Origin of the sequence: Planococcus sp. APC 3906 (assembly GCF_030407685.1) — a bacterium.
GTDB lineage: Bacteria > Bacillota > Bacilli > Bacillales_A > Planococcaceae > Planococcus > Planococcus koreensis.
On record NZ_JASDCW010000001.1, the window covers coordinates 203,883 to 216,036 of the forward strand.

At 47.0% G+C, this 12,154-nt stretch carries 15 protein-coding genes; 14 read left to right on the top strand and 1 reads right to left on the bottom strand.

Going from position 1 to position 12,154, the window contains the following annotated elements; all coding sequences use genetic code 11:
- Positions 1–32 precede the first annotated feature (32 nt).
- From QMA09_RS01020 to QMA09_RS01050, 7 genes are all read left to right on the top strand, one after another.
- Complete coding sequence (locus QMA09_RS01020; protein WP_158290634.1) at positions 33–416, top strand: TadE/TadG family type IV pilus assembly protein; 384 nt, start codon at positions 33–35, stop codon at positions 414–416.
- Positions 413–1,162 carry a pilus assembly protein TadG-related protein gene (locus QMA09_RS01025; protein WP_135505684.1) on the top strand — a complete coding sequence of 250 codons (750 nt, stop codon included), beginning with the start codon at positions 413–415 and terminating at the stop codon, positions 1,160–1,162. The genes QMA09_RS01020 and QMA09_RS01025 overlap by 4 nt, the downstream gene beginning before the upstream one ends.
- Before the next feature lie 9 nt (positions 1,163–1,171).
- A complete protein-coding gene (locus QMA09_RS01030; protein WP_290211692.1) occupies positions 1,172–1,360 on the top strand; it encodes a hypothetical protein in 189 nt (62 codons plus the stop codon).
- A gap of 20 nt (positions 1,361–1,380) precedes the next feature.
- Positions 1,381–2,097, top strand: coding sequence for a YciC family protein (locus tag QMA09_RS01035; RefSeq protein ID WP_290211693.1), 717 nt, complete (start codon positions 1,381–1,383; stop codon positions 2,095–2,097).
- Between the two features lie 23 nt (positions 2,098–2,120).
- Complete coding sequence (locus tag QMA09_RS01040; RefSeq protein WP_290211694.1) at positions 2,121–3,377, top strand: hypothetical protein; 1,257 nt, start codon at positions 2,121–2,123, stop codon at positions 3,375–3,377.
- 42 nt (positions 3,378–3,419) lie between these two features.
- Positions 3,420–4,202, top strand: a complete 783-nt coding sequence (locus QMA09_RS01045; RefSeq protein WP_290211695.1) for a hypothetical protein — start codon at positions 3,420–3,422, stop codon at positions 4,200–4,202.
- A gap of 114 nt (positions 4,203–4,316) precedes the next feature.
- Positions 4,317–4,991 carry a DUF4309 domain-containing protein gene (locus tag QMA09_RS01050; RefSeq protein WP_290211696.1) on the top strand — a complete coding sequence of 225 codons (675 nt, stop codon included), beginning with the start codon at positions 4,317–4,319 and terminating at the stop codon, positions 4,989–4,991.
- A 43-nt stretch (positions 4,992–5,034) separates the two neighbouring features.
- Here the strand turns inward: QMA09_RS01050 and QMA09_RS01055 are convergent, their stop codons facing one another.
- Positions 5,035–5,265 (bottom strand): excisionase family DNA-binding protein, encoded by a 231-nt coding sequence (locus QMA09_RS01055; RefSeq protein ID WP_135505696.1) that lies wholly within the window; start codon positions 5,263–5,265, stop codon positions 5,035–5,037.
- A gap of 170 nt (positions 5,266–5,435) precedes the next feature.
- On the opposite strand from QMA09_RS01055, the gene QMA09_RS01060 reads away from it, so the two are divergent.
- The 7 genes from QMA09_RS01060 (at position 5,436) to QMA09_RS01090 (ending at position 12,135) form a co-directional block, all read left to right on the top strand.
- On the top strand, positions 5,436–6,302 hold the full coding sequence (locus tag QMA09_RS01060; protein ID WP_290211697.1) for a DMT family transporter: 867 nt from the start codon (positions 5,436–5,438) through the stop codon (positions 6,300–6,302).
- A 118-nt stretch (positions 6,303–6,420) separates the two neighbouring features.
- A complete protein-coding gene (locus QMA09_RS01065) occupies positions 6,421–7,113 on the top strand; it encodes a response regulator transcription factor (RefSeq protein WP_135505700.1) in 693 nt (230 codons plus the stop codon).
- Positions 7,091–7,252, top strand: coding sequence for a hypothetical protein (locus QMA09_RS01070; protein WP_158290636.1), 162 nt, complete (start codon positions 7,091–7,093; stop codon positions 7,250–7,252). The genes QMA09_RS01065 and QMA09_RS01070 overlap by 23 nt, the downstream gene beginning before the upstream one ends.
- A 2-nt stretch (positions 7,253–7,254) precedes the next feature.
- Entirely contained in the window at positions 7,255–9,396 is a 2,142-nt protein-coding gene (locus QMA09_RS01075; RefSeq protein WP_290211698.1) for a histidine kinase dimerization/phospho-acceptor domain-containing protein, read from the top strand.
- Between the two features lie 250 nt (positions 9,397–9,646).
- A complete protein-coding gene (locus QMA09_RS01080) occupies positions 9,647–9,916 on the top strand; it encodes a hypothetical protein (protein ID WP_135505704.1) in 270 nt (89 codons plus the stop codon).
- 3 nt (positions 9,917–9,919) lie between these two features.
- The gene (locus QMA09_RS01085) at positions 9,920–11,569 is read left to right on the top strand and encodes a solute symporter family protein (protein ID WP_135505706.1); all 1,650 of its coding nucleotides are present in this window, start codon (positions 9,920–9,922) and stop codon (positions 11,567–11,569) included.
- A 23-nt stretch (positions 11,570–11,592) separates the two neighbouring features.
- The gene (locus tag QMA09_RS01090) at positions 11,593–12,135 is read left to right on the top strand and encodes a hypothetical protein (protein ID WP_290211699.1); all 543 of its coding nucleotides are present in this window, start codon (positions 11,593–11,595) and stop codon (positions 12,133–12,135) included.
- Positions 12,136–12,154 lie beyond the last annotated feature (19 nt).

Below are 12,154 nucleotides of genomic sequence, written 5' to 3' on the forward strand. Positions count from 1 at the left end.
AAAGCGGGAGTCTGCCAGCAAAGGTGGAGGCCATGAAAAAACTGATGAATGAACGAGGTTCAGCGACAATTGAATTTTTAGGGGTTGTGCCATTGATTTTCACGGTCATGATGATTGCCTGGCAGTTTATCGCGGGGTTCCATGGCTTGATGATTGCGGAATCCGCCGCAAGCGAGGCGGCAAAGGTCTATTCAGTGACAGCGGACGCGGGAGAAGCGACGGCTGCGGCACAGAACATAGTGGACGCCGGGGGCAGTTACATCAGCTTTGCCGGCGCCCCAATTTCGGGCACCAACGAATTTACAGCAGCCGTCAACGTCAACATCGATTTCGTCTTTCTGCCGGCCAGCATGTTCGGCGGGGGCAAACCTTCATTTTCGTATAGCGCTGATACGTCTGGCAAGGTGATCAAATGAACAGAATCCGGATCCGCCTTGCAAATGAACAAGGAAATGTGGCGCTTTTCGTTTTGGGGCTGATCAGCATCATGATTATCCTTTTCCTGCTGATTTTGAATTTGGCAGGCGCGTTGGTAGTGAAAGAGCAGGCGCTGTCCACTTCACAACAGGCAGCACTGGCTGCCACTGCTGCCTTGTATGAAGAACTTCCGGGATTTATCCTCACCTATGAAAAAGACTTGAAAGAATTTATTGAGGAAGAGGAAGCTGCAAAAGAAGAAGCGGATCCTGAGGAACCTGAAGAAGGCGAGGAGCCCGGGGAAGAAAAGAAAGAAAAGACCCTTGATGAACTGCTTGATGAAGAGACCGAAAAGCTTGCTGGCGAGATGGCAGGTTATACACTCAACGAAATACGCAACGAAGCACTTGACCGCATGCTGGCCAAAGAATTGGACAAAGGTTTAGGCAACGGCATGCTGAAGAAAAAGTTGAGCGAAGAGCTGGAATTCGATTGGATCAAATCAATGAAAGAAAGTGCACGCAATACGATCATCGCCAATGGCGGTGAACTCGACGGCGCGGTCATGACGGTATTTGATGACGGGCAAGTGGTTGTTGAATCGTCGCATGAAGCCGGTGCAATCGGCTATAACGGCTTTTTTGCAAATGTTAAAGAAAATCTCTTTAAATCATCAAAAGGGCCCGAAGTGAAATTTGTACAGAAAATCCCCGGATGGGAAGGGAGAACATACTCCCTGGAATAGAGGTTTCCAATGAGCAAACAGAAAAAATGGCAACGAACTTATTTGGTTTTGATGATTTTCTTTTACGGCGTATTTGTTCCGGTCACGGTCTTGGAATGGCTGTCCGGCGACGGAGGGTTCCCATTTACTGCCATTGCGGTGGGGCTGGCACTGCCCTTCATGCGGAAAAACCATTTGGCTCAACTTCAAAAACAATAAAAAAGGATGGAGGTTTTGGTATGGAACGGCCAATCCGGTCAGCGTTAACTTTTTTCGGCCATAAATATGAGCGCATCCTGCTGCTGGTGCTGTTTATTCAGCTGCCCGTCATCTTGATCCAATTTTTTGCAGCTAATTATATTTTGGCGGTTACCCCGACATTCGGAGCATTGTTTTCGATTGCGGACGTCTATAACGCTTATATTGTATTTTCGCTTTTTTTGTTCACCTTAATGCCGTTTGCGGCTTTTTGGCATAACGAAGAAATGGGTTTAGAAAATCCGCTGCGGACGGCATTTTTCCAATTTGCATTAAAAGCTTTTCATATCTTTCTGTTTTCGGTCGTTGCAGGAATAGTGATTACAATCGGCTTTATGTTCTTCATACTGCCAGGGGTGATATTGCTCGGGATATTCGCGATTGCCCCGATTCTGGCGGTTATGGACAATCAGTCAGTCTGGGCATCGATTCGTGAAAGTGCGCGGATATTTAAAGCGCATCACTGGAAAATTGTCTTGCTGATAGGAATTTTCGGTTTCACAGAACTCATTGGTTCCTATATCCTGCAGTTGCTTATTTTGGATATCACTAGTTCCTTCCTGGCAATTGCTATTTGCCATATTTTCTTGAATACGATCTTCCTTCCATTGTTTTACTTGATTCTTACGACATTCACAGCGAAATGGAGAGAAGACATGAGTTTGTTCACGATTGAGAACAAAGAAGTCGGCTTATAAGAGTAAAACAAGGGAGGAACATTATGGAGAATTTAATGAAACGAAGTGTAGTGATTGCGATTATTTTATTGACTGTCGCTCAATCTTTCTTCTATTCGGTTGCAGCTGCTTCTGTTCAACCGTGGAGCGGCAATTCTTGGACGGGTGATACGTGGAGCGGCGACACTTGGGAAGGGACGCCGTGGCAAGGCAATACCTGGACCGGTGATACGTGGCAAGGCGATACGTGGCAAGGCGATGGCACGTCAGGCGATGGCACGAGCGGAGACGGAACGTCAGGTGACGGCACGAGCGGAGACGGAACGTCAGGCGATGGCACGAGCGGAGACGGAACTTCAGGTGACGGCACGAGCGGAGACGGAACTTCAGGTGACGGCACGAGCGGAGACGGAACTTCAGGTGACGGCACGAGCGGAGACGGAACGTCAGGCGATGGCACGAGCGGAGACGGAACGTCAGGCGATGGCACGAGCGGAGACGGAACGTCAGGTGACAGCACAGGCGGAGACGGAACGTCGGGCGACAGCACGAGCGGAGACGGCACGGATGGTACTGCTACCGATGCAAATGAAGGTCCAACAGGTTATGAAGTTTTCAACTATATCGGAAAAGATGTGCTGCTTGGGCAAGTGGAATTAGTGGGCGAGTCAATGACTGACGGCGGTTCGGGCATGGCAGGGAGCGCAATGAAATATCTTGCATCCAGTGTCTTGCTCAATGGCTTGAAATTAGGTGTAAATAATCCTGTAGTGGAAACTGTCACATTCGGAATTGATGCTTATGATAAAGGCGAAACGGTAGTCGCTGCGGTACAAGGTGCAAGAACGGCAACTCAGGCATCTGCCGCCGGGGCTACTGCAATGCAAGGTGCTGCAGTAGCGGCGCCGGCAATGGGAGCTTTAGGGAAGCTAAATGTTGCCACAGCAGCAGCTGGGGTAGTATTCGGTACAGTTGAAACATTTGGCGAAGTTTTCGGAGAAGGCGGAGCATACGATACTTGGCATGATTCTAATGCCAGTGGGGCAAAAAAAACAGCTGAAATTTCCGATGCCACTGCAAGTTTCGGTTCTACGTTGATGAGTGCTGGAGTTGTAGCTGCTGCAATTCCGGGGGGACAGGCTATCGGCGCCGGCCTGGTTATTGGAGGAGCGGCGCTTTGGGGAGTATCCAAACTCACTGGATATGTAGCGAATAATTGGACAGGCATTAAAAGTACAGCTTCTAAAGTAGGAAGTAAGATAGCTGATGGATGGAATTCGTTTACCGGCTTGTTTGGTTAATGCTATGATTTAGCTACCTATTAGTAAAGGAGAGATTTATTCATGGACGATCAAACAACTAACTTGCTCCTAAAAAAAGTGAAAAAGCATAAAAAATGGACAGAAACCGTCTTTGTTAATCCGATTTATTGGGAAGTGAATGGCACGCCTTATTACATGGCAGGCTTTACAAAAAATAATCAGCCCGTAGCGAGTGCATACTTAACCACTGGAGAAGAAAAACTTGAAGAAGCTTTGATTGCCCAGCCCAAATTATCTCTTTTCGCTGATTTAAGTTCCAATATTCTTTCGGTTGGAGCAGAACGGACAAATATAGAGGCTGCTTTTTATACGAAACCTTTAGGGATTGCAATCACAGAAAAAGAGCCTGCAGTAATGCAGGGCCGAGAAGCATTCGTCCAATTATGGGAAGTTCAGCAGAAATTCAAAGCGTTAGTGAAAGACTATAAAAATTATTATGATGATGTATTGGCTCGAGGCCGCATAACTGAGGAAGATATCAGCAAAACTCAAGAAACAGCCATCATGGTTAATATGTATCAATATCTGACGTTAAAAACCTTATTGGACCAAAACGCTGAGATTCGATCGTTTATTAATTCCTTGGAACGCACAAATGGATGGAGCGATTTGACCAAAGATGAACGGATATTTGTTAAAGGAATAACCGAAAACATCGACAAAATGCGTAAAAATTTAGAGGGTCTCGATCTTATTATCGTTGAAGATTTTAAAGAAATGAAAAAGTTGAATTACGGCAAAATGATTGAAGACAATAAGAAAATCATCGAAGGCCAGCGTCAGTATATCCGCTATCCGAAATAGTCTGAAAGAAAAAGCATCCCGGCGAAAAATGCCAGGATGCTTTACTTCATATTGAAACCATATTGGATCAGAAACAACTACTGCTATAAAGGTGAAAAAGTAGGAGGGGTCTGCATGATTAAGAAAGGAAGGGCTGTAAGCCTAATCGTGATACTGGTTCTTGGGCTTTCCGCCTGTTCAGGCGAACCGGCCGGCAATGCAGGCGAACCCGTTCCGGAAGAGCCTGCAGAAGAGGCAGAGGATAATAATTCTCCAGAACAACCGATCACCAGTGGGGAAACAGGAGCAGAAGATGCTGGTGAAGACAAGGGAGAGACAGGCGGAGAAGAGATTTCACCCGTACAGAAACAAATGGCCCTTGATGTGCTGAATGCGATTTTCAACGATGCAGAACAGGGCATAGTTTACAGGTTGTCATCCGGCTTTACAATTGGAGAAAGTACACGCAGTGAAGTCTATGCACAAATTTCAGAACCTGAAGAACGGATTGGAGGATACGACTACTATCATGGATCGATGGGGCAAGCTTCTTATAAAATTCTCTTTGATGAAAATGATGTGATGAAAGAAGCGAGGTACTTCGGAACAAATGTGGAGCGGCAGACAAATCTAGGGGGGATTACACGGGAAGATTTGCTCCAAGAGCAAGGGGAACCTGATGCCGAAAGAAAAATTCCGGATACGGGAGAAACCAACTTGATCTATTACGTAGGCGATTATGAACTGCAGTTTGTCATAGGGGGAAATGGCTCGACGGATCATGTTAATTTATTAGAGAAAGAGCAGTAAAAAGCATCCCGGCTTGGTGTGCCGGGATGCTTCATTTTAGCTGTCAATCTTCGTCTTTAATGTCCACGTCTTCTGGAATCGGTGTCATTTGCCATTCTTCCAAGGCTTGTTTGGCAAGCTCCAGCTGCTGGAAATGCGTGTCGAACTGAGAGGTGTTGACCAAGTACTGTTCACCGTCATGGACTGCGCGTATGCGGCCTTCTAACACGTAGCGAGCTACCTGTTCTTCAGGCATCGACAGAAAAGCGGCAGTTTCCGAGACTGTCATATACATGGGATCATCTCCTCTTTTTTCTTTTATTATAATGGAAAAAGGGAGCTATCTCAAACCATTCAATTAATGATAAGCTAATGGCAGAATGGCTGGCACAGACAAGGATAATGGCTTTTCATACATAATAAATAAGCGAGCGGGAGTGCTTGCTTTACCTAGAGGTGCATTTCATGAACTATTTACCATACATATGGGTGCTGCTGGCCGCAATGCTGTGGGGCACGACTGGCACTGCCCAAAGTTTCATCGAAGGAAACGCGCATCCGCTGACAATCGGTGCGATGCGGCTTGGAATCGGCGGCTTTACGCTGCTGGCTTTTGTATTGCTTGCGAAAAAATTGAGTTGGAAAGAGATTCCGTGGAAAGCGGCGGTGGTGTCGGCGGCATTGATGGCGCTATTTCAGCCGCTGTTCTTTTCTTCGGTGCAGCTGACTGGCATTGCCATCGGCACGGTGGCGTCAATCGGCAGTGCACCGGTATTTTCCGGGTTATTGGAATGGCTCATCTTGAAAAGGCGGCCGGACCGCGTATGGGCCGCTGCGACCGCATCGGCGATTGCAGGGTGCCTGCTGTTATTTTCCGACAAGCAAGCAGCAGTGATTGATCCCCTCGGCATTGTCCTGGCGCTGGGCGCGGGCATGTCTTTCGCAGGATATGCAATTTCAAGTAAAAAAGTGCTCGACCGAATGGATGCGGTGCCAGCGGTGGCCGTTATTTTTTCGCTGGGCGCATTAGCATTGCTGCCGTTTTTAGGGGTGCTGGACATTTCCTATTTGGCGCAACCAGGCAATCTGGCGGTCCTGGCTTATTTGGGCATCGGTGCGACAAGCTTATCGTATATTCTTTTTTCACACGGCTTGAAAAACATTCCGTCTTCCTCTGCAGTCACATTATCGCTCGGAGAACCATTGACCGCCGCGCTGCTCGGTGTTTTCATCGTCGGTGAACGGTTGAGTGGGATTTCGTGGGCTGGCGTCCTGCTGTTATTGGGCGGAATTCTCATTTTAACATTGGCCAAAAAGAAACCCATTTCTTGAGAAACAGCGGCATCCTATGGATTGCCGCTGTTTTCTTAAGAATTTCTTCATAAAATTCCTAAGTTGCCCTTAAGAAATTTCGTTTACAATAAATTACAGAGATGAAAGAGGTGGGGAAATGGCACAATTTACTGTAATGGTGACTGACGATGACCAGGATATCCGGGATGGCATCGAGATCTATTTGAAAAACGAAGGATATAAGGTGCTGAAAGCGGCAAACGGCCTTGAAGCACTGGAATTGTTGGACGTCAATGATGTGCATGTGATCATCCTTGACGTCATGATGCCAAAAATGGACGGTATCGCTGCTACTTTTAAAATACGTGAACAACGTAATATTCCTATCATTATGCTCAGTGCGAAAGTGGAGGATTCCGATAAAATACATGGTCTTTCGGTCGGTGCAGATGATTACGTCACGAAGCCTTTTCATCCAATGGAGCTGGTGGCGAGAGTGAAATCACAGTTAAGGCGCTACGTCAGCCTTGGCACATACGAAGATAAAAAACAGCGCATTGAAATCGACGGGCTTATACTCGATTCCGAATCCAAAGAAGTGTCGCTGCACAATGAGGCAATTAAATTGACGCCGATTGAATTCAAAGTGACCGAGTTATTGATGGCGAATGCCGGGCGTGTTTTTTCCATCCAGGAAATTTACGAACGCGTCTGGAACGAACCGGCCTATAATGCAGAAAACATCGTGGCCGTGCATATCCGGAAAATCCGTGAAAAGATCGAAGCAGATCCAAAAAATCCAAGATACTTGAAGGTGGTGTGGGGCATTGGCTACAAAATGGAAAAATGATTTATGGTCGATTACAGCAGTCATTATTGCGTTATTCTCTTTGCTGTACTGCTGCTCATTCATCTTGGATATGATTAAAAATACATCAACTGCTGACTTGCTGGCATCGCTGCGCCTGTTGTCGAAAGGGGATATTTGAAGATGAAGAAATGGTTATGGCTGGCAGCAACGGCTTTTGTTATTCTCGGCCTTTTTATTCTCATGGAAACGGTTCCCGGTTATTTTGGCAAGCAATACACCGAATCCGATGAATTCAAAATGGATTACGCCTATTATACCGATAGCTTGATCACCTATGAACTTGCGCCGCCTGATGCAGAAGAATTGGCAGACCGGCCGGTAACGCAAAGTGAAATAGAAGAATACCGCAACCGCTACGGATCGCTCGCTGAACAAGTCGAGAATATCCAAAGCCAATATGCAGCCGATATTGAAGAGGCCAAAGCTGCAAAAAATGAAGATGTAGAAAAAATTCTTCTTGAAGAACGCGATCGCAAAATAGCGGCAATCCAAAGCAATTTTTCGGACAATGAAGTCGTGGAGGGAAAAATAAAAGATGAAAGGCAGGAAGAAATCGCCAATTCCTTGAGAGATTTGAATGCCAATAAACCTGCATTCAATGCTGACTACGCCTATTATGCCTATGAATTGAAAAATACCGAAACTGGGGAAGTTTTCACAAAAGGAGAACTTTCGGAAAATCCAGTGTTTGAGAAAAACTATACAGCAGCAAGGCCGTTGAGTGACCGTGAACCCGATTATTTCGTGCCGGTTTTATATGGGGCAGTCAACGAAGCAACTTTTGAAGGCGTGATCCAAATCGATCGCGAACTGCTCGCAGCGTCAGATAGCAACGGCAGCTTCAATCAATTCAATTTTATCAAGTCGGTTACTTACTTATTGTCTATAGCTGTAGCGGGAGTAATGATCGCCGTGATGATGTTTTTGCCTTTCCGCTGGGAATGGTTCACATTCAGCCCGCTGTTTGAAAAATGGACGGGCTGGCGGATGGAATGGCGGCTGCTCACAGCTTTCCTTACGGTAGTATATGCCTTATTCGCTGCAGGAAACTTCAACACGAGCTTGATGAACAGCTGGTCGACCAACTACGCGAGCTATGGGCTTAGCCTTGGTGGCGAGTTCATCGTCGCATTAGCGGTAACTGCGCTTGCGATTTTGCAGGTGATTTGGCTGGCTGCCTATTACAAAACGCCTGCTTTGTTCAAACAGGAGTTTCAAAAGAGCGTTATCCACCGCAATGTGAAGGGGTTGAAACAGGTTTTCTTGAACAAATCGATCGGCGTCCAATCGCTGGTTTTATTGACGGTGATTTTCTTTTGGGGATTCGGCACGATGATGTCGATTATCATTCCAGGAATCCTGCTGGTATGGCTGCCGGCGACGCTGTTCATCGGCATCCCGGTACTTGTGTTGATGTTGAAGCGCTTCAGCTATTTGAATGTGCTGATGCAGGAGACAGAAGCGATGGCGAGGGGGCAGCTGAACCAAGCGGTGCCAATCCGCGGCTCTTCGCCGCTTGCCAATCATGCACGGCAGTTGAACCGCTTAAAAGAAGGCGTCAAGATATCGATGTCGGAGCAGGCGAAAAGCGAGCGGCTGAAAACGGAATTGATCACAAACGTCAGCCATGATTTGCGCACGCCGCTGACTTCGATTATCACCTATACTGATTTGTTGAAAGCGCCGGTATTGTCGGATGAAGAGCGTTTGTCCTATGCTGGCATACTCGACCGCAAATCACAGCGCCTGAAAACACTGATTGAAGATTTGTTTGAAGTATCCAAAATGGCCAGCGGCAATATCGAGCTGCATCGTTCAAAGCTTGATTTTGCACAATTGCTGCAACAGGCGCTTGCTGAGCATGCGGAAGATATTGAGCAATCCGGTTTGGATTTCCGTGTATCGATCGGCGACAAGCCACTGTACATCTATGCGGATGGGCAAAAATGGTGGAGGATGCTGGATAACTTGATTTTGAATTCGCTGAAGTACGCGCTTCCGGGCACCCGTGTATTCGTGTCGCTTAACGGTACGGGCGGTGAGGCGGAATTCATCATCAAAAACATCACCCGCTATGAGCTGGGCGAAAATCCCGATGAGCTATTTGAACGCTTTAAGCGCGGCGATGCTTCAAGGCAGACCGAGGGTTCAGGTTTGGGCCTTGCTATTGCGCAATCGATTGTCGATCTTCACGGCGGAGCCTTAAAGATCGAAGTAGACGGGGATTTATTCAAAGTGACAGTAACCATTAAAAGTGCATAATAGCTAGAAGAAGCCAGTCTATAGCCCCTGCTATAGGCTGGCTTCTATTTAGTTCGGATTATGAAGTATACATAAGTTATTATAATTATTAGAAAATTCGATTGACTTAAAATTGGGAAAGCGGTTACAATCAAAATGTCAATACTCTTAAAATAAAGAAAGGGAGGGAATTTCTGGGTTGAAACTGAGCGTTCGCTCAGCTGTTTATGCAAAGGGGCAGTAGTTTATTTCACGAAATGGGGGAGAGTATATGAAGGCGTACAAAAAAGAAGTGCAGTTCACTATTTGGATGACAGCGGCTTTCATCCTGGTAGGAAATGTTGGGCTAATTTTCTCGATATTTCCAACCGATGCAATTTTCTTAGGGTTTCCATTAAAGTACATTTTGCCGATCCTAATGGGGTGGTTCGGTGTGTTCCTATTAACGATTGTTGCAGGTATTATCGGCAATCGCATCGATGATGAAATCGACGCAGAAAATGATTTACTCGACAACTCCCGCGATACGGAAGGGGTGTAACGGATGGAAAACCAAAACTGGCAATTAGATAATCCTTGGATGGGATTGGGCGTCATTATCGCCACGTTCCTGTTATTTTACATAGTCGGTTTTATATCGAACCGCAAAAGTACTTCCGCTAAAGAATTATATGTCGGCAATTCAAATACAGGAGCGCTTGTCAATGGCTTGGCAATGTCGGCTACGTATATGAGTTTAGCGACATTTCTAGGAATTACAGCACTTATTCTTCAATTGCAGGTACCATTTATCATGCTGTGGATCCAGCTGATCTTAGCAATTCCGCTGATCACGATCATTTACGGCACAAGCCTGCGCCGCATGGGTGCGTTTTCGCCGACGCACTTTATCCGCGACCGCTACGGCAAATCGGCTTCCATCATTGCCGCGCTGTTCATGATCCTCGTTTCCATCATGTATGCTCTCGGGCAGATGATCGGCATCGCCGTGACGTTCGAAACATTATTGGGCATTCCTTATTTGACGGGCTTGATCGTCGGCGGATTGCTTATTGTCGGCTATATCACAGTAGGAGGCATGGCAGGAGCGACCAATAACGCGGCAATCCAGATGGTTATCATGGCCTTGATGTTCATCGTTCCTTTAGGGGCAATCATGAAAGCAGTCGGCGGCACTGGCTGGTATTTCCCGCCATTATTGTACGCAGATATGGTTCCGGCAATGCTGGACGCATTGCCGACTTTCTTCGATTATCAATTTTCACCAAAATGGTATTTCTCAATCATCCCGGCTCTGACAATCGGTGCTTTGGGGCTTCCCCATTTAGCGATGCGCGTTTACACGGCTTCAAACCTGAAGAGCGCACGGGCAGCGATGGTCTGGTTCGCCTTTATCCTCGGATTGGTATTTTCAGCCACTTACGCGATGGGGTTTGTCGGAGTCTTTGCAACGACCACACAAGGGCTGCAGATTTCTCCAGAAGATGCGGACAAATTGACGATCATCCTCAATTTGGTTTATAACCCTGACTGGGTTACAGCATTGGTTATCGCCGGAGCCATTTCAGCCGGTGTCTCTACCTTGAGCGGAAACTTGCTGGCAATCGGCGCTTTGCTGTCCCAAGACATTGTCGCTACTTTGAAGCCGAATATTTCCCAGCGTGTGAATTTGCGACTCGGGTTTGTGGCGATTTTCCTTGGCGGCGTCGTCAGTATTCTATTGGCAATCCAACCGCCCGCATTCCTGGTGGTCAGTATCCTGTGGGCATTCGGCCTTGCTGGAGTGACGAACGCGCCGCTTATCATCGTCGGCGTATGGTGGAAAGAAGCCAATAAATACGGTGCTATGGCGGCTTCAATCGTCGGCGGCATTCTGTACATTGTCGTGTCGCCTTTCGTCTTCCCGAGCATTGTCTTGACAGGACATGCTGTGACAGACGGCATGGGGCTTTCAGGCGCAATGCTTGCCGTTCCCGTAAGTTTTATCTTGCTGATTGTGGTGTCGTATATCACGAACCGCATGCCGTCACTGGCGAAAAACTTGACCAAGCAATCGGATATCGAATTGGTCGAACGGATCCACGGCTGGAAAGACATTAAAACTTACCGCTACAACAGCAAAGTCGGTGCGGGCATCACGGTCGTATTATCCGCGGTTGTTGCTGTCTGGGCATTGATGCCTTGGGGCATGTAAGAATGGAAAAAGGAGTGATTAAAATGGTCAGAAATATGGTGGTGTTGAATGAAACATATTTTGGGGCATTTTTAAACTCACCGAACATCAAAGTGATCAGCAATCTCATTTTGCTGCTTACCGGAGTGGGCTACGGCGCGATATCAATCGCGTCGAATGCCTCATACATAGCGAACTTCGATTCACCCGTGCTGCAAAATGTCCTAGTGCCGCTGATTTTCATCCTTTTTGGCCTATTGTCGGCGTTTATCACGAAAATCGGACTTGCGCTGCTGCTATGGGCGGGGGCAAAAGGGTTGGGCGGCAAAGCGCTGTTCAAGGAAATCAATCTGGCTTCCCCTGTTGCGCTGCTTCCCGGGTTGCTGGGTGTCCCATACTTAGCCGGTTGGGGAGAAGGCACCTTCATTGTCGCCGCTCTGCTGGTGGCAGGCATTGTATGGATGTATTTCGTCAGTGCAAAAATCTTGAAAACAACACAGAACTTCACCAATAAGAAAGCGTATTTGGCGGCATTCCTGGCGTTCTTATTTTTAGCAAGCGTTTATTACATCGTCGTGCCGTCTTAAATGGAATCTGAAAAAAGTT